Consider the following 17,086-nt stretch of genomic DNA (forward strand, 5'->3'; position numbering starts at 1 on the left):
TCGGTATGAATGCCGAAGATTCAGCCCGTGCCGCACCAATGCGGCTTCCTGCTTCACCGGCCCGCGCCACCGAAATGGTCTTACCGGGTCTCCACAGGCTTCCGCCCATGGCGTCCCGCGGGCCCGGCGATCCGGTCCTGCCGTGGCGGTGGCAGGACCGGACGTCTCGGGCCGCCGGCGCGGGCGGGCCGGCCGGCGGCGACGGGTCAGCTGATCTGCAGGTCGACGCAGGAGTAGAAGGCGTTCGCGGTGTCGGCGATGTTCCAGATCGCCAGGAGTTTCTGCCGGCCGGTCGCGCTGCCGAGGTTCACGGTGTGCGACACGGTGGCGCCGGGCTGGCGGCCGCCGTCGTTGAACAGCGCGACGCGGGTGCCGCCGATGTAGTACTCCCACGTGCTGGTGGCGTGGCGGGCGGTGAGCACCCAGTTGAAGGTGACGGTCTTGCCGACGCGGGTGACGGGCCAGGGCTTGCTCTCGTCGCTGAGCTGCGCGAAGCGGCCGACGTTGCCGTGGCAGTTGCGCAGGCCCTTCGGCCCTTCGACGCTCTGCGGCTCCCAGATGATTTCGCCGCAGTTGGGCACCTTGCCCTGCGCGCAGTTGGCCTGACGGCTCGGCGGCGAGGAGATGTAGCCGTGCGCGTAGGCGGGTGTGGTGACGAACACCGTGACGCCGATGGCCATCACCAGGGCGGAGAGGAGAGTGATCGCTCTTCGCATGTCTTCTCCTTACGCTGGGGGACCTCCAAGTCTGTAGGAAACTTTCCTAAGGGTAAAAGTACTGGTGACGAGACATTCACTCGCCTGTCAGGGGGTTCGGGGCCGGCGTGATCGCCGGGAGCGTTTGGAACGATCCCGGCCCCGGCGGCGCCGAGCGTCGCCGGTGTCGCCAGGAAGATCCGTCTACGGAGATGTGTCCGGAAAGTCATCCATTGACAGTGAATGGGGTCACACGCGAGAGTCCGTGGACAACTGACCGGTCAGTTGACCATTCCGCGCCGGGAGTCTGCGGACGGCCCCGCCGAGGTCGTCGCGGCGCTGTCCCGGCTGGTCGCCGAGCGGCCTGATGTCCTGGAGTGCGAGGTCAACCCGCTGCGCGCCGCGCCGGGCGGTGTGCTGGCCGTGGACGCGTTCGCGGTCGTCGCGCCCGCGCGTCAGGACGGCTGAGTCTCAGGCCAGGGCCCTGACGATGAGGTCGGCCACCATCTCGGGGTCGATGTGGTGCCCGGTCAGCAGGCACAGGCTCTCCTGGTAGAGCAGGACGGCGGCGAAGGTGGCGGCCGCGGCCTCCAGACGGGCGGCGTCGCCCCGGCCGCCGGGAAGCGTGAGCTCCAGGACGAAGCTGGCGCGGCGGATTATCTCGGCGTTGAGGTGGCGCAGCCGCTCGCGCACCGAACCGTGGGTGTCGGCCTCGCGGAACAGGATGCGCCGCATGGCCGGCGAGGCGCGCAGGGGCACGCGCCTCGCGAGCCTGGCCAGCGCGCCCGCCGGGTCGGCGGGGACCTCCTCGACGGGCTCGTCGCCCATGTCGTCGATGCCCGTGCGCTCCCCGACGAGCGTGACCAGTACGTCGATCTTGCGCGGGAAGTAGTGGAAGACCAGCCCCTTGGGCACGTCGGCGCGTTTGGCGATCTCCGCCGTCGCGGTGGCGTCGTAGCCTCCGCCGGCGAACAGCTCCTCGGCGGCGTCCAATATGCGGGTGCGGGCGTCCGGCCATGTTTCGCCGATCCCGGACCGCCGCCGGGCGGCCCGGGACCACATGACCGATTTGATCACGCGTTCGTCAGAACGCGGCCGCGAGTCTGAAGGGCCGTCCACAGCCCGACGATAACCGTCACGCCCCCGGCGATCCACGCCGTCCAGGCGGCGGCGCCGTCGCCGTCGAAGCCGAACGCCCACGGGGAGAGGACGAGCAGCGCCCCGAACGCCGCCGTGACCCAGGAGCTCGCGCCGCCCGCCCCGAGGAGCGCCCAGAGCGCGGACACGAGCAGGAGGCCGCCGAGCAGCAGCAGCGGCTGGCCGGCGGCCTTCGAGCCGTCCGCCCAGAAGAACGGCGCGAGTACCGTCACCACGCCTGCGAGGAACGCGACGACGTCGGCCCACGATTTGGAGAGGTCCATCCTTGCCTCCGGGATGAGAGAGGTGTCGTGGTTCTTCGACGGTCACGCTGATTGACCGCCCGGTCAACACTCCGGAACGCCACTAACCGCTCACCTTGCGCGTTTGTGAGGGTGTTTCTCCCGGTTAGCGGACGGCTGCCGGGTGCCGGGTCGCCCGGGAACGGCAAGGCGCCCGCCGCACCGGGTCACGGCCGGTGCGGCGGGCGCCGTCAACGGGCCTCGCGCCGGGCGGTCGTCGGCGGGCGGCCGCGCGGGGCGGGCGGGGTCGGCGACTACGGGCGCCGGGGCGCCCGTTCGTGCCTTCCGGCCTTAGTACGGCGCGCGGGGGGAGAAAGGTTCAATCCGTGAACCGGTAAAAGTACACAGTAAGAAACGTGGCCCGCGCCGGAGCCGGCCGTTAAAATGCCAGGTCAGGTACCCAGCGTGAGCGAAGCGGTTCCGTCCGTGGCGGTCCCCGCACGTGGGCGCCCGCAGGGCCGTGCCGGGTCCGGTGTCAGGCGGTCAGGCCTCGTTCCTCCAGCGCGGCGCGCAGCGCGCGGAGGGCGTAGTACACCCGCGACTTCGCCGTGCCGAGCGGGATGCCGAGCACCGCGGCGGCCTCGTTCGCCGACCGGTCCCGCAGGATCGTCTCGTCGAGGATCTCCCGGTGGGCGCGTGACAGGGACTTCAGCGCCTCCGAGACGACCACCTGCCGCAGCAGGTCGTCGGTGCGGTCGGGCTCCGGCGCGTGGTCAAGGGGCAGGTCGCCCGCCTCGCGCGGCCGCGCGTCCCTGCGGCGCGTGTCGTCGATCACGATGCGCCGGGCGACGGTCGCCAGCCACGGCATCAGCGACGACGCCCCGGACTCCAGCCCCGCCGCGCTGCGCCAGGCCCTGATCATGGTCTCCTGGACGACGTCCTCGGCCCACTGCAGATCGCCGCCGGTCAGCCGCACCGTGAACGCGAGCAGCGGCCGGTGGTAGATGCGGTACAGCTCGGAGACGATCGCCTCGTCCTCCGGCTGCCGCGGACGCGCGCGGCGGAACAGGCCCCGCCGCCCGCGCGGGCTGTGGAAGGCGTCCACCATGGATGCGGCTCCCGGGGTCGGCCGTCGGCGAGTACGGATGCCTTCCCGCATCATCTCCCTCCGCCGTGCGGCCGCGCGAGAGTTGAGAGCCGAGACTCCGGTTCGAACCGCCGCAAGTAGTGAAATTTCACGCTAGAGGCCCTGATTTCGCTACGGTTGTCGGCCTGCGGCCGGGTTCCGCGGGAAAGCCCGCGTGTCCGCGTGGCGGCGGGCACGACACCCGTCCGCCGTGGCACGCGGACGGCGGACGATCTTGGTACAGGCCGTGAGGAACCCGCCCGGGACGGGGGACGCCCTCCGGCGCACGAGTGGTACAGGAAGGGGCCGGGACACCCCCGCCACCTGACAGGCCACGCGCGGCCGCGTCCGGCCCGTCCCGCGCCGCTCGGCGCACCATTCACCGCAGATGGCGTAATTTCCGGCGTTGCCATTAATGCGGATAATTGCCGACCTATGTCGCGACTATTGCTTTTCTGAAACGGGTGGTTAACGTGGATTCAGATACCTGCGGAGAAAGGAGTAATGATGCCGGTCGTACTGGAACATGCTGAGGAGATCATCGCCGCGTGGCGAAGCGGAGCGGCGTCCGCCGAGGGCTGGGAGAACCCGGCCGGACCGGTGCTCCTCGGCGAGTACACCGAGGAGGAGATCACGATGAGCCTCATCGAGACGCGCCGGCCGAGCTCGTGCACCGCCGGCGGCAGCCTCTGCTGCTGACCGGGAAAGGGAGAGACGCGTGGCCGGGGACTTCGACCCGCCGTTGGAAGCCCTGACCGCACCCGCGCTGGACAGGTTGTCGGCCACGCTGAGGTCGGTCCCCGGCCTCACGGAGGCGGAGGCCGGGGTGATCCGGCGGGGAGCCGCCGAAGCGCTGGAGGAGACCGTCCGCCTCAAGGTCAACCGGGTCCTGCTGCTGGAACTCAACGCGGCCCGGATCAGCGGCCGGCTGACCGCGGAGACGCCGCCGCTCCGATGGCGGGAATGGAAGGCGATGGCCGCGTCGCCGGAGTTCTGGCCGTCTCTGACCCCGCACTACCCCACGATGGCGTCCAGGCTCGGCACGATCATCGCCAACAGGTGCGCCGCGGCCGGGGAACTGGCCCGCAGATTCGCCGCCGACCGGACGGAACTGGCCACGCTGCCGGGCGGCCCGCGCGGCGACCTGGCGCGGGTCGAGTTCGGCGCGGGCGACAGCCATCGCGGCGGGCGCACCGTCGCCCTCCTGCACGGCGCGGAGGGCCGCGTCGTCTACAAGCCGCGTTCCCTCGGCGTGGACCGGGAGCTGGCGCGGCTGATCGCCCGCCTTGCGCCCGGAGTCCCCGGCGGGATCGGCATCCGCGTACCCGGCGTGCTCGTCCGCCGGGAGTACGGCTGGGCGGAGCACATCGGGCACCGCTACTGCGACGGCGACGCGGAACTGCGGTCCTTCTACCGGGGGGTCGGGCACTGGCTGGCGCTGATGCGCCTGATCGGCGGCAGCGACCTGCACGGGGAGAACCTCATCGCGGCCGGGCCCGTTCCCGTCGTCGTCGACTGCGAGACGCTGTTCACCCCGCACGCCGCCGCCAAGCCCTCGGGTTACGGCGCGGCCTTCGACCGGGCGATCGACCTGCTCGAGGGATCGGTGCTGCGCACCGGGCTCCTTCCCGGACGAGGCGTCTCTCTCGGCTGGCGCGGCGTCGACATGTCCGCCCTCGGCGGCCTGCCCGGGCAGCAGCCGTACATACGGATGCCCGTCGTCGTCGACGCGGGCACGGACACGGCCAGGCTGGGCATGGAGCGGATCGAGATGAGAACCGCGGGCAACCATCCGAGCCCCGATCCCGTTCTCGCCCGCTACTGGGATCTGGTGCTGTCGGGATTCACCGACCTGACCGGGCATCTCGACGCCCTCGACCGGCGAGGAGAGCTGGCCGCGCTGCTCGCGGACTTCGCCGACCGCCCCATCCGGGTCGTACTCCGCGCCACCGAGGCGTACTCCGAGCTCAGCCGCATGCTGTGGCACCCCGCCTCGCTCCACGACGAGGCCACCGCCACCCGCAAGGCGGCACACCTGCTGGCCGAGCAGGCCGAGAACCTGCCCGGAGCACCGTCGGACCCCACCGTGATCGACGCCGAGGTGGCCGAGCTGCTGGACGGCGACATCCCCTTCTTCAGCACGTCGCCCCGCCACGGCCGCCTTTCCGGCCCCGGCGGCACCACATGGGGAGACGAACAGGATCTCATCGAGGACGCGCTGCGGCGCTGGCGTGACCGCGAGCCGGCCCTGGACCGCGACGTGATCCGCGCCGCGCTGGTCAGCGCCTACCTCAACGAGGGGTGGACGCCGCAGACGAAACCGATGGGCCCGTCTCTCCTGCGGCACCACGACCTCGACGGGCGCCGGCGGCGGGTGGCGGCCGGCATGGCCCGCGACATGCTGGAGGCGGCGGTACGCGGGGACGACGGCACGGTCACCTGGATCGCGCCGGTGCTCACCGCCACCGGCTGGTCGGTGCAGCCGCTGTCCCCCGACCTGTACGGCGGCTCGTACGGGGTCGCGATCGTGCTGGCCGCCTACGAGAGCGAGGCGGGGCACGGCAGGGCCGAGGCGGTGCCGGGACTGGAGCCGCTGCTGGCGTCCCTGCTCCGCGCGATCAGGATGGCCGAGGACCGGGACGCCGAACTCCGGCGCGACGGGACGCGGCGTCGCCCCGAACCTCCGGGCGGCTACGTCGGCATCGGCTCGCGGATCTGGAGCTGGCTGCTCCTGTGCGGGCTCGGGGCCGTCTCCTCCGGGGAGGCGCTCGCCCGGGCGTGCGCGGCGGCCGAGACCATGCCCGAGGCGGTGGCCGCCGACGAGACCTACGACCTGCTCACCGGAATGGCCGGCGCCGTGGTGCCGCTGCTCCGCCTGGCCGAACGAACCGGCGACCCGCGGTGGTCCAAGGCGGCCCGCCTGATCGGGGAGCGGCTGATCTCGCTCGCCCGGGACGAGGACGGGGGAGCGAGCTGGCCCGGCGCCCTGTACCCGCAGGGGATGGGCGGGGTCTCGCACGGCGCGACCGGGATCGGCTGGGCACTGGCCCGGCTCTCCCGCGCCGCCACGCGCGAGGGCGCCGAGTTCGGCGCCCTCGCCGACAGGGCGTTCCTGTTCGAGGAGTCGCTGTACGACCCGGTCGGGGGCGGCTGGCGCGACCTGCGCGAGGCCGACCCTCGCGTGACGTCCAGCGCGTGGTGCCATGGAGCGGCCGGCATCGGCATCGTCGCGGCCGACCTGCTGGCACGCCAGGGCGGCCGGCACTGGCGGGACGTGCTCCGCCGCGCCGCGGTGTCGAGCTGGCCCGGCAGCATCGGATGGAATCACACGCTCTGCCACGGGGACCTCGGCATCTGGGAGACCCTGGACCGGGCGATCGCCGCGGGACTCGGGCCGGAGGGTCTGACCCGGGAGTCCCTCACGGCGCAGGTGATCGGCGGAATCGAGGAGTACGGGCCGATCAGCGGCCTGGCCCGCGACGCCTTCTCGCCGGGTCTGCTCTCGGGTGTGGGCGGCATGGTGTACCAGTTGCTCCGGATGCACCCCGACAGCCCTCTCCCTTCCGTGCTGTTGCCCGATCCGGAGTGAATGCGGCCGGTGAGGAGCGGCAGGGCGGTCGATTCGCCTGGAAGACCACGGGTAGCGGGCCGCAGCACAGGTCAAAACGGAAGTAATGGGTGGTGCCCGATATTGGCATCGGATGGCTGATTTATCCGCAAACAGGTGTCAAGGCATCACCAGCGGGCACGCGACCCGGCAGCCATTGGATATCGGTCACTCGCATTGGACTGCCATGATCACCCAGAACACGATCCTCCCTGCCGTCTCCTGGCTGCGCCGCGCCGCCTGCCGAGTCGAGGATCCGGAGCTGTTCTTCCCGATATCGGCGAAGGGCCCGGGCCACCTGCAGCACGAGCGTGCCAAGGCGGTGTGCCGCCGGTGCCCGGTCCGCCGGCCGTGCCTGGACTACGCCTTGCGCACCGGCCAGGAGCACGGGATCTGGGGTGGCACCGACCCCGACGAGCGCCGGGCGCGCGCCCGGCGTGAGCTGGACCGGCGCGTTAGCGCGGGGTAGGAGGGGGCATGAGCGCGGACATGAGCGAGGACCTCGGCGATCCCGGGCACCGGCGGCCCGACGGCATGGACGACACCACCGTCGAGGCGCTGGGCAAACTGTCGGAGGCCCTGGAGACGGCCGAGCGCGCCCGGGGCCATCTGTACAGCTTCCACCAGCTCACCGGGCACGCCCACCTGCAACTCCAGGACGCCGTGGACCTGCTGCGCCGGGCCGGCCACACCGCCCACGCCGACGCGGTGACGTCCCAGCTGCTGGGCCGTGACGTGCTGGAGGGCCGGTGGACGTTCCAGGTGGTCGAGGAGTACGACGACGGCTACTACCGCTGCTTCACCGGCATCGAGGCGCGCGTCAGGAACGACCTGGCCCAGGGCAGGCGCCACATCTACGAGGCCGAGATGAAGCGGCGGCTGCACGGCTGAGCCCGGAGACCGGCGGCCGGGTCACTTCAGTGCGCCCGCGGTCAGACCTGCCTGGATCTGCCGCTGGAAGATCGTGTAGACGATCAGCATGGGCAGGATCGCCATGCTCAGCGCCGCGAACAGCGCCGCCCAGTCCGCGTCGTAGCCCGCCGCCGTGGAGATGTCCGCGATGCCCTGGGTGAGCACCCACTTGTCCTTGGCCTGGCCGCTGAGCAGCACCAGCGGGATCTGGTACTGGTTCCACTGGCCGAGGACGTTGAAGATCGTGATGCTCACGATGCCCGGCCTGGCCAGGGGCAGCATGATCTGGAAGAACACCCTGCTGTGCGAGGCCCCGTCCACGAACGCCGCCTCGGCCACCGCCTGCGGCAGCGTGCGGAAGAACGCCGACAGGAAGAACACCGTGAACGGCAGCGAGTAGGCGATGTAGACCAGCACGAGCCCGCCGTAGGTGTCCAGGCCGATGAGCGGGCCGACCAGCGGCAGGTCCCCCATGTTGCGCACGACGAAGAACAGCGGCGTGAGCGCCAGGTAGACCGGGAAGGCCAGCCCGGACACGAACAGCAGGTAGATGGCCCGGTTCCCGCGGAACCGGTAGCGCGCCAGCACGTACGCCGCCATCGAGCCGAACAGCATGGTGCCGGCCGTGCCCAGGGACACCACCACGACGCTGTTCAGCATGTACCGGCCGACGTGCGCCTGGTCCCAGGCGCGGGCCCAGTTGTCCCAGCGGGGGGTGGCCGGCAGCGACCAGGCGCTGCCGAAGATCTCGTCCTCGCTCTTCACCGACGCCAGGAACGTCCACACGATCGGCACCACGACCAGCACCGTCCACACCACCAGCGCCACGTGGGACAGCCCCGAAAGGGGGCCGAGCCGGAGCCGCCGCCGCTCGCGGACCTGCCGGCGGCCGAGCCCGGTGACGTCGCCCGCCTGTGCCCCCGCCTGTGCCCCCGCCTGTGAGACCATCGCCGGCCCCCTCAGAACTCGACCCGCTCGCGGCGGGACAGGCGAAGCGCCACCACCGCGAAGGCGACCGTGAAGAAGAACAGCACCACGCCCATGGCCGAGGCGTAGCCGAACTTGAAGTACTGGAAGGCGTTGCGGTAGATCTCGGCGGCCATGACGGTCGTCGAGTGGTCGGGGCCGCCGTGCTCGGCCGTCATCACCCACACGATCGCGAAGACGTCCAGGGCGGCGATGCCGAGGTAGATCCACCCGACCTGCACGGTGTCCCACAGCAGGGGCAGCGTGACGCGGAAGAACAGCCGCCCGCGCGTCGCGCCGTCGATCTGCGCCGCCTCGTACAGGTCGCGGGGGATGGACGCCATGCCCGCCGAGAACAGCACGACGTAGAAGCCGACCGCCTGCCAGACCAGCACACCGAGGATCGACCAGAACGCGACGCCCGGGTCGGACAGGAACCCGACCGGCTCCAGCCCGAGCGCCATGAGCGGGGCGTTCAGCATCCCGCTCTCGTCCGGGCGGAAGACCTGCTGGAACAGGACGGCGACGATCGCGACGGCGAGCACCTGGGGAAAGAAGAAGACCACGCGGTAGAACCGCGCTCCGCGCACGCCGGACACGCCGCCGGCGCCCCCTGCGTGCCCGGCGTGCAGCAGGAACGCGAAGAAGAGCGCGATCACGAGCGTGCCCAGCGGCATGAGGATCAGCAGCAGGCCGTTGTGGCGCACCGCGGTCCAGAACACATTGTCGTCCAGGAGCCGCCGGAAGTTCGCCAGGCCGACGAAGCCCGGCTCGGCGTTGACCCCGCGCCAGTCGGTCGTCGCGATGGAGAACGCCTGGGCGTAGGGCGAGATCACGTAGACGAGGTAGAGCAGCACCGGGACGGCGAGGAATCCGATGATGAACCGCGCCCGGGTGAAGGCGGCGCGGTTCACGAAGAAGGGCCGTTTCGCGCCTTTCAACACCATAGTTCCCGCTTTCCGGTCGTTTCAGCACTGCTGGACGACCTGCGTCTCCGCGTCGTGCACACCATGGGTAGTTGGAGACCAGTGTGCCCACAGGATGGGTTCAATGTGAGGGGCGTAAGGCGGGCGAGTTGAAGCCGCATTTGAGGGCGACTCGCTGGGCGTGCACGCGTTGCCCCTTCATCTGCATCTGGGCGCACTGGGTGCTCACCCCGTACGCTGCCGCGACGCGCATTGTCCCAGCCGTCAAAGGCCATGCGTTTCGCTGCTACGTGCGGGATGAGCAGCTCGCCGGCCATGACCCCTCGATAGGGAACTGGGGGCTGCCCTGCCGCTCCCACTAATGGATCAGTGAGGGCGCGGTGTGCTGGAGCCGCCGCTACATCGCCCGCGAGATCGCCGACAATCGAACGCGACCGCAAGATCCTTCAACAGCACCTCGATGAAGCTCCTCGCGGACGGCTCGCCCGGCTGTACCACCGACTGCGGTCTTCATACCGGTGATGCATCAGCTCGTTCCCACATCCGGGTCAGCCGACCGCTCGTGCCACGAGCACGTTGCCGGATATCGGCAGATCGGTGGGGCCCATGGTTACCTCCCGTGAGGCTGTGCGCATACGGCTAGGGCGCCCCGTGCTCCAGGTAGACAGTCTCGGACTGCGTCCGAGCGGCGCAGGCGGCGTGGACGCGGCGGGCGAGTCGCGGGATGAGGAGTGCGTCGAGCTGGTCGCCGGGGTGGAAGGCGTACTCGCTGATCTCGACCTGGTCGACGGCGATGCGGTCGAGTTCGTCGGGCGGGAGGATGCCTCCGTCGAAGACGAAGAGGAGTTTGTCGCCCTCGGTCGGGTGCGGTGCCCAGTCGGCGACGAGGAGTCGGCCGATCGGCGGGTTGATGCCGAGCTCCTCTTTGACCTCGCGGGCCGCGCCCTCGCTCGGGGTCTCGCCGGCGTGCAGGTAGCCGCCAGGGATCTCCCAGCCAGGCTTGTAGGTCGGCTTCACGAGGAGGACGCGGTCGTCCTCGTCGAAGAACAGTACGCCGGCGGCGGTGCGAGGCTGGGCTACGACCTCGGTGGGCTGGGAGCTCATGGTGACGACTGTAGCCAGCGGACCAAGGTGGTCACCGGGTGCCGAGGAATGAAGTCGTAGCGGACCTGCTCGCGCGCCGACTCCTCGGCTGACATAGCCCGGTGGGCTCGTCGAGAAAGCCCTTCGACGAGCCCACCCGGCGATGTCGTCATGCTGCTGCCGGCTCCCAGCCGTAGCGCGAGAAGGCGGGACCACCAGCGTGGTAGGCGGCGAGCGCCTGTGCGGCCGTGGGGAAGGCCGACTCGGGGAGGTGGCTGGCGGGAACCCAACGGGCGGTGAGGTGCTTGTCGGGCTCGGTGTTGGTGAGGTCACCGGTCCACTTGTCGGTGGCGAAGACGAAGAGGACGAACTGGCCGGCCTGGTCCCAGCCCTGTTCGACGTGGATGACGTGGACGAGCTTGAGGTTCGCCGGGTCGACGACCAGGCCGGTTTCCTCCTTGAGTTCGCGGGTGGCGGCCTCGTCGAGGGCTTCGCCGGGCTCTGCCTTGCCGCCCGGGACGGTCCAGGCGGGTTGTGGGGACCAGTTGCGGGCGGCGTAGTGCACGGCGGCGATCGTGTCGGTGTTCTTGTCGTGGACGATCACGCAGACCGAGTTCCGGCTGTTCATCACGCTGTCGTTCGTCACGGTGTGGACTCCTTGTCGAAGCGCCGGAGGATGTCGGTGGTCCAGGCCGGTCTGGCGGTGTGCCAGCTGAACCGGTAGCCGTTGGTGCCAAGGTAGGGCGCGGTGAGAATGTGGTGGAACTCGCACCACGCGGCGAACTCGCGCCAGGAGCATCCGGGCAGACCGCGCTGGCGGGGGTGGTGGTTGTAGACGTCCGCGGCCCGCCGGATTGTGTCCTCGGGCAGCGGTCCTGTGGTCATGGCAGTGCTGACGACGAGCTTGGCGAGGTCGTAGCCGAACGGCGCGAGGGTGAGGGAGTCGAAGTCGATGATGGTCACATCGGCGTCGGTGATGAGGAAGTTGCGGGGGTTGGAGTCCTTGTAGAAGGCGGTCGGCATGGTGGCGGCCCGCTCCAGCCAGTCGTCGGCCGCCTCGGGCGTCAGAGCCGCCTCTGGTACGGAGCCGGAGGCCAGGAGTTGGTGGAGGCGCTCGCGTCGGCCGTCGGCGAAGCCGGTTATGGTGACGGTGCCGTGGGTGTACGGCATGTCGAGGCGGGCCGCTTGCAGCTGGCGGGCGTGGGCGGTGGTGTGCTGGTGTCCGAGGATGTCGGCCAGGGCCGCGAGGTCGTCGGGGCCGCCGTGGCGGCCATCGAGGTGTTCGAAGTCGATCTCGGTGGGGCGGACTTGAACGACCAAGGTCCTCATCGGCGGGCGGCCACCACGTAGGTGACGGTGGACGTGGTCTCCACCGGGCCGTTGCCGACGGTGTCCCGCAGCCGCTGGGCGATCTCATGTGTGTCGCTGGGCAGTCGGTACTTGGGGTTGGTCGCCACGTACTTGGCGATGTGGTCTGCGTCGGTGAAGCGGAAGCGGTGTTCGTGGTGGACGATCTGCTGCACGTCGAGGCAGGTGGCTACGATGTCGGCCTGGTTGTGGCTGTGGAAGGTTTCGTACAGGCTCGGCCGGGTGGCGGCCTCGGGGTCCAGGCCGCTGGCGGAGATCAGCTCGTCCAAGGCGCGGTAGCTGTCGGGGGACTTGGTGACCGTGATCGACAGCCCGCCGGGGGCCAGGTAGCGGGCGATCTCCGCGATCACCGTAGCGGGCCGAGGCGAGTGGTAGAGGCAGAACGCGGCCACCGCGACGCCCACGGAGGTGTTGGGCAGGTCGATGGCGTGGAAGTCGCCGCGCAGGAACTCCACGCCCATGCGGCCGGTGAGCCGGCTCTGGGCCTCGGCGAGGAGGGCAGCGGACTGGTCGAAGGCGACGAGCCTCGGCGGGTCGAGCCGTTCGGCCAGGGCGACGGTGGTGGTGCCGCGTCCGCAGCCGATGTCGATGACGGTGCCGCGCAGGCCGGTGGCGGCGAGGTCGGCGATGACACTGGCGGGGTGGGGGCCCGCGGTCTTGGCGCGGGCCAGGGCGCTGGTGCGCTGGGCGATGCGGTCGGCGTCGCCGTACAGGCTGTGGCGGACGCGGTCGGTGTCGAGGAACGGGTTGGCGGTCATGGACAGGTGGAGCCTTCCCGGTGCGAAGTGGGTCAGGTCATGTCTGCCGGGGCACGGTGGCCACGAAAGCGCGGGCGGCCCGGCGGCTGGTGAGGGTGACGACCCGGGCGTGGGCGGCGTGCTCGGCGATCAGCCCGCGGACCTTGGGCCGCATCTGTCGCCGGTAGCCGAGGACGTAGCGGATGAAGCCCCAGTGGATGCGATCGAAGACGCCCTGCTCGGTGTGCTGGCCGCCGCGGTAGCGGCGGCGGCGCTGGAGGATGCCCCACAGACAAACGATCGGGGGGATGTCGAGGAAGACGACGGTGTCGGCCCGTTTGAGACGGATGGGGAGCGTGGAGGAGAAGTTCCCGTCGATCACCCAGCGCGGTGCGGCGACCAGCTCCTCCTGGATGGCGGCGAACTTCTCCGGCGGCAGGGTGTTCCAGTCGGAGTCATAGTAAACGCCGTCGAGGTGGGTGACGGGGGCGTTGATCTTGTCTGCGAGCTGGCGTCCGAGGGTGGTTTTGCCGCTGCCGCCGCAGCCGATGATGGCGATCCTGTCCATGTCGTCACAGGCTACCGAGCCGTGCGACGGGCCGGACCGAGTTCGATTCCGACTTGCCGAGGCAGTGGTAGGGCGTGTGTCCCGGGCCTGGCCCAGGACGCTTCGCGCCGGTCACGCTGCGACGGCGACCAGGGCGGCCTGGTCGAAGTCGTAGCGGACCTCGCGGCCGGGGCCGGCGACCTCGGCGCACGACAGGTAGACCCGCCCGTCGGGCGAGACCTCCAGCTTCTCGACGACATCGCTGGGTGGCGGGCACCGCTCGGGCAACAGGATGTCGGTGTTGACCTCCATCTGGCCCAGGTCCATGGCGGTCAGCTGTTCGTGGAGGTACTTGGTCTGTTCCCAGGTGACGGCGCTGATGCCGCTGTCGGCGGCATTGCCGACCAGTCGGACGCGGTGCAGCATCAGGTCGCTGGCGCCGAGATCGCGCAGCCGCTCGGCCAGGGCGGGGATGGTGGCGATGTTTTCGCCGGTGAGCGTGCAGGTGGCGCCGATGGGCAGCTGCTGCCTGGTGGCCCAGGTCAGGGTGTCGAAGGCGGCGTCGAAGGAGCCGGGGCGGCGGATGCGGTCATGGGCATCGGCGGTGCCGCCGTCCAGGGAGACGCGGAGCATGTCGAGGTGCTCGCTGGCCTGGGCGAGGAAGGCCCTGCGCTTGTAGCCGTTGGTGCAGATCTCGGTGCGGTAGCCGAGCGACTTGGCGGTGAGGAGCACGGTCGGTAGGCCCTCGAACAGGAGGGGTTCACCGCCGAGCAGGCACACCCAGTGGCAGTCGTAGGCGGCGGCGAAGTAGGTGAGGGCGGCGGCGGCCTGCTCGACGGTTACGGTGTCGGGGCGCTTGAGCTCCTCCCCGTGGTAGCAGGTGGTGCAGGAGAAGTTGCAACGGAACAGCAGCTCCAGGTAGAGCTTGTCGACCCGCTGGATGCCGGGAAGCACGGCTGAGGTCTGGGTCATGCGCGGGCTCCTTGGATCAGCAGGGGCGGGATGGCGGTGCCGGCCAGTGCGGCGGTGAGGGTGCGGAGCTGGCGGCTGAGGCGGAACGGGTCGAGATGGTCGATGCAGCGGGCGATCAGGTCGGCGTGGGCCTGGCTTCCCGCGATCCGGGTGAGCGCGGTGACCGTGGCCGCCACGTCGGGGGCGCTTGTGACGATCAGCTCGCGCGGTGCGACCGCTTCGGCGCCCCGCAGGGTGCGCGGGGTCAGCGGTAGGCATCCGGCGAGGACGGCCTCGAAGAGCCGCTGGGTGAACTGGCCGCTTCGCGCGTAGCGGTGCGGGGCGAGGAGCACGGTGGCCACAGCGGAGCGGTAGGCGAGGGTGACCTCGTCGAAGGGGATGCGGCCAGTGAAGTTCACCTGAGGCCAGCGGGCGATGTCGTTCCACTTCCCGGCCACCTGGTGCGGCAGCTGGGCGGCGGCCGGGGCGAAGAACTCGCCGAAGGCGGCGTCGCGGTCGTACTGGTTGCCGATGTAGACCAGCGGCAGCAGGCGCTTCTCGGCCGCGAGGGCTGCCGGGTCGGCCCGGTCGAGGGTGTCGTCGGCGACCGGGAAGAGCAGGCTGGCCGCCCCCGGCGACGGATACAGGGCCGCCTCGCACACCTGGGCGTGTCCAATGGTCCGCAGCGGGTCGTCGGCGGGCAGCTGCTGGTCCTTGTCCCACAGCACCGTACGGATGGCGAGCCGGTGGGTGTAGTGGTCGAGCAGTTCCTGCTGCCGGTGGAGGTCGCAGGTGTGCCCGTCGGCGCCGCAGGCGGTGGTGTTGCGGCCGGGGATCGGCCAGCGCCACTCCAGGAACAGGGCGTCGATCCCCGGCAACCCCTCGTCCCACCGGTAGGTGCCGGTGAGGTCTGTGCCGGCCTCGGCCAGATCCCGGTTGGGCTGGAGGAAGACGATCTCGTGGCCGGCGGTGATCAGGCCGTCCGCCAGAGTGCGTCGGTGGCTCCGGCCGCCGTCAGGGGTGTCGGTGATCCCGGAGCCGAGGAAGCCCCAGAAGCTGTACCCGATCCTCATGCCTTGGTCACCCACCAGTCCTCGATGAGGAGCGCGTCCAGCCCGGACTCGGCCAGACAGTCCAGCGCCATCTCCGGGGTGCCGCAGATCGGCTTGCCCTTCACGTTCAGAGAGGTGTTGATCAGGACCGGCACGCCGGTGATCTCGGCGAAGGCGGTCAGGATGTCGGCGAGGAGTGGGTTGTCCCTGGGCGCGAGGGTCTGCACCCGGGCGGTGCCGTTGGCGTGGACGATCGCCGGAATCGTCTCGCGGGCCAGGTCGGTGACCGGGGAGGCCATGGACATGAACGGGGCCTCCTGGCCGAGCGTGAAGTAGTCCGCGGCCTTGTCGGCCAAGACCACGGGGGCGAACGGCCGGAACGGCTCGCGGAACTTCACCGTGGCGTTGAGCCGGTCGGCGACCCCGGGCAGCAGCGGTGAGGCGATGATCGAGCGGTGGCCAAGAGCGCGCGGGCCTGCCTCCAGCTCACCCTGGAACAGGCCGATGATCGTCCCCTTGGCCAGCTCGCGGGCCGCAAAGCCGGCCGGGTCGTTCAGGCGCCGGGCGGTCATCCCCGGCCACGGCACGGCCGGCAACTCCAGGCCGGCGAAGGACGGGCCGAGGTAGCAGGCCCGCCCCAGCCCGGCCGGGAGATCCCCGTGCCGGTCGAGGTGGACCGCGGCGGCGGCGCCGATCGCGGTGCCGGAGTCCCCGGGCGCGGGCGGTACGGCGACCTCGTCGAACAGTCCGGAGGCGATGATTTTGCCGATGCTCACGCAGTTCATCGCCACCCCGCCGCCCACGCACAGCAGCCGGGCACTCGTGCGTTCGCGGGCGATCCGCGCCAGGTGCAGCATCACCTGCTCAGTTCGCTCCTGAAGAGCGGCTGCGAGGTCGGCGTGGACCGGGGCGACCTCCTCGTCCGGGAGCCTGGGCGGGCAGGTGAGTGCGGTAAAGGCGGCGGTCAGCCGGGGGTAGCGGCGGTCCATGACCCGCAGGCCGATCATCCGGTGGTCGAGGACGAAGCCGGCGGCGGTGAGCCGGACAGCCTTGGCGAACAGCGCGCGGAACCGCTTCGGATCGCCGAGGGCAGCGAGCGCCATGACGGTGCCCTCCTCGTCCCCGCGCCGCCAGCCGAGGTGTTCGGTGACGGCGCCGTACACGTAGCCGAGGGAGGCCGGGTCGTTGAGCGCGTGGACGATCCGGTACGAGCATCCACTCGCGCGCTGCCGCGCGTGACCGATGGTGGTGGTCTGGGTCTCGCCGAGGCTGTCCACCACGAGGACGGCGGCCTGCTCGTAGCCGGAGGCTGCGAAGGCGTACAGCCCGTGGGCGCGGTGGTGCAGGACGGGTTGCACGGCGGCGTTCGGGAAGGCGCCGGCCAGACGTGCAAGGCGCTGGCGGGTGTTGGCGGCGACCTGAGCGAACGAGCGGGCCCGGGGCAGGGCCCTGGCGGCCGTGACCGGCCGCAGGCTGTGGGCGAGAGCCGAGGGGATCGCCCGCAGGTAGTGCTGCGGGGTGAAGTTGTACGCGACGGTGCCGATCTCGGCGTTGGCCAGGCCCGCCTCGTCGAGGAGCCACTCGACGGCCTTGGCCGGGTAGCTCTTGTCGTGCTTGACCGCGCTGAGCCTCTCCTCCTCGACGAACCCGACGAGCTGGCCGTCGATGAGCAGGGCGGCGGCGGAGTCGTGGGTGTAGGAGCACAGGCCCAGCACGATGTTGCGGTTCGCGTCCACC

Annotated in this window: 19 protein-coding genes; 5 read left to right on the forward strand and 14 right to left on the reverse strand. The window is 70.8% G+C overall.

Annotated features, from left to right (window positions below; genetic code table 11):
• Positions 1-206 precede the first annotated feature (206 nt).
• The gene (locus AB0M95_RS11040) at positions 207-680 is read right to left on the reverse strand and encodes a lytic polysaccharide monooxygenase auxiliary activity family 9 protein (protein ID WP_363762216.1); all 474 of its coding nucleotides are present in this window, start codon (positions 678-680) and stop codon (positions 207-209) included.
• A 300-nt stretch (positions 681-980) separates the two neighbouring features.
• Here AB0M95_RS11040 and AB0M95_RS11045 point away from each other — a divergent pair, with 300 nt between their 5' ends.
• Positions 981-1,163, forward strand: a complete 183-nt coding sequence (locus AB0M95_RS11045) for an acetate--CoA ligase family protein (RefSeq protein WP_363762072.1) — start codon at positions 981-983, stop codon at positions 1,161-1,163.
• Between the two features lie 3 nt (positions 1,164-1,166).
• On the opposite strand, the gene AB0M95_RS11050 is transcribed toward AB0M95_RS11045, so the two are convergent.
• From AB0M95_RS11050 to AB0M95_RS11060, 3 genes are all read right to left on the reverse strand, one after another.
• Positions 1,167-1,772, reverse strand: a complete 606-nt coding sequence (locus AB0M95_RS11050; protein ID WP_363762074.1) for a helix-turn-helix domain-containing protein — start codon at positions 1,770-1,772, stop codon at positions 1,167-1,169.
• Entirely contained in the window at positions 1,769-2,116 is a 348-nt protein-coding gene (locus tag AB0M95_RS11055; protein WP_358515061.1) for an SPW repeat protein, read from the reverse strand. The genes AB0M95_RS11050 and AB0M95_RS11055 overlap by 4 nt, the downstream gene beginning before the upstream one ends.
• Positions 2,117-2,609: 493 nt before the next feature.
• Positions 2,610-3,182: a sigma-70 family RNA polymerase sigma factor gene (locus tag AB0M95_RS11060; RefSeq protein ID WP_363762076.1), complete on the reverse strand. Its 573-nt coding sequence runs from the start codon at positions 3,180-3,182 to the stop codon at positions 2,610-2,612.
• 522 nt (positions 3,183-3,704) lie between these two features.
• On the opposite strand from AB0M95_RS11060, the gene AB0M95_RS11065 reads away from it, so the two are divergent.
• The 4 genes from AB0M95_RS11065 (at position 3,705) to AB0M95_RS11080 (ending at position 7,698) form a co-directional block, all read left to right on the forward strand.
• Positions 3,705-3,899 (forward strand): DUF6229 family protein, encoded by a 195-nt coding sequence (locus AB0M95_RS11065; protein ID WP_363762078.1) that lies wholly within the window; start codon positions 3,705-3,707, stop codon positions 3,897-3,899.
• Between the two features lie 19 nt (positions 3,900-3,918).
• Positions 3,919-6,789: a type 2 lanthipeptide synthetase LanM family protein gene (locus AB0M95_RS11070; RefSeq protein ID WP_363762080.1), complete on the forward strand. Its 2,871-nt coding sequence runs from the start codon at positions 3,919-3,921 to the stop codon at positions 6,787-6,789.
• 205 nt (positions 6,790-6,994) lie between these two features.
• Positions 6,995-7,276, forward strand: coding sequence for a WhiB family transcriptional regulator (locus AB0M95_RS11075; RefSeq protein WP_358515070.1), 282 nt, complete (start codon positions 6,995-6,997; stop codon positions 7,274-7,276).
• Positions 7,277-7,284: 8 nt separating this feature from the next.
• Complete coding sequence (locus AB0M95_RS11080) at positions 7,285-7,698, forward strand: hypothetical protein (protein ID WP_363762083.1); 414 nt, start codon at positions 7,285-7,287, stop codon at positions 7,696-7,698.
• 21 nt (positions 7,699-7,719) lie between these two features.
• On the opposite strand, the gene AB0M95_RS11085 is transcribed toward AB0M95_RS11080, so the two are convergent.
• From AB0M95_RS11085 to AB0M95_RS11130, 10 genes are all read right to left on the reverse strand, one after another.
• Positions 7,720-8,667 (reverse strand): carbohydrate ABC transporter permease, encoded by a 948-nt coding sequence (locus AB0M95_RS11085; protein ID WP_363762085.1) that lies wholly within the window; start codon positions 8,665-8,667, stop codon positions 7,720-7,722.
• An 11-nt stretch (positions 8,668-8,678) separates the two neighbouring features.
• A complete protein-coding gene (locus tag AB0M95_RS11090) occupies positions 8,679-9,632 on the reverse strand; it encodes a sugar ABC transporter permease (protein ID WP_363762087.1) in 954 nt (317 codons plus the stop codon).
• 618 nt (positions 9,633-10,250) lie between these two features.
• Positions 10,251-10,715 (reverse strand): NUDIX hydrolase, encoded by a 465-nt coding sequence (locus AB0M95_RS11095; protein WP_363762089.1) that lies wholly within the window; start codon positions 10,713-10,715, stop codon positions 10,251-10,253.
• 148 nt (positions 10,716-10,863) lie between these two features.
• Positions 10,864-11,340 (reverse strand): NUDIX hydrolase, encoded by a 477-nt coding sequence (locus tag AB0M95_RS11100; RefSeq protein WP_363762091.1) that lies wholly within the window; start codon positions 11,338-11,340, stop codon positions 10,864-10,866.
• Positions 11,337-12,023, reverse strand: coding sequence for a phosphotransferase (locus tag AB0M95_RS11105; RefSeq protein WP_363762093.1), 687 nt, complete (start codon positions 12,021-12,023; stop codon positions 11,337-11,339). The genes AB0M95_RS11100 and AB0M95_RS11105 overlap by 4 nt, the downstream gene beginning before the upstream one ends.
• Positions 12,020-12,820, reverse strand: coding sequence for a class I SAM-dependent methyltransferase (locus AB0M95_RS11110; protein WP_363762095.1), 801 nt, complete (start codon positions 12,818-12,820; stop codon positions 12,020-12,022). The genes AB0M95_RS11105 and AB0M95_RS11110 overlap by 4 nt, the downstream gene beginning before the upstream one ends.
• A 37-nt stretch (positions 12,821-12,857) precedes the next feature.
• On the reverse strand, positions 12,858-13,367 hold the full coding sequence (locus tag AB0M95_RS11115) for a topology modulation protein (protein WP_363762097.1): 510 nt from the start codon (positions 13,365-13,367) through the stop codon (positions 12,858-12,860).
• A gap of 111 nt (positions 13,368-13,478) precedes the next feature.
• Complete coding sequence (locus tag AB0M95_RS11120) at positions 13,479-14,318, reverse strand: radical SAM protein (RefSeq protein WP_363762099.1); 840 nt, start codon at positions 14,316-14,318, stop codon at positions 13,479-13,481.
• A complete protein-coding gene (locus AB0M95_RS11125; RefSeq protein ID WP_363762101.1) occupies positions 14,315-15,370 on the reverse strand; it encodes a hypothetical protein in 1,056 nt (351 codons plus the stop codon). The genes AB0M95_RS11120 and AB0M95_RS11125 overlap by 4 nt, the downstream gene beginning before the upstream one ends.
• Positions 15,367-17,085 (reverse strand): carbamoyltransferase C-terminal domain-containing protein, encoded by a 1,719-nt coding sequence (locus tag AB0M95_RS11130; protein WP_363762103.1) that lies wholly within the window; start codon positions 17,083-17,085, stop codon positions 15,367-15,369. The genes AB0M95_RS11125 and AB0M95_RS11130 overlap by 4 nt, the downstream gene beginning before the upstream one ends.
• Between the last annotated feature and the right edge of the window lies 1 nt (position 17,086).

The sequence above is a fragment of the Sphaerisporangium sp. NPDC051017 genome, assembly GCF_040683095.1.
In the GTDB taxonomy this organism is placed as follows: domain Bacteria; phylum Actinomycetota; class Actinomycetes; order Streptosporangiales; family Streptosporangiaceae; genus Sphaerisporangium.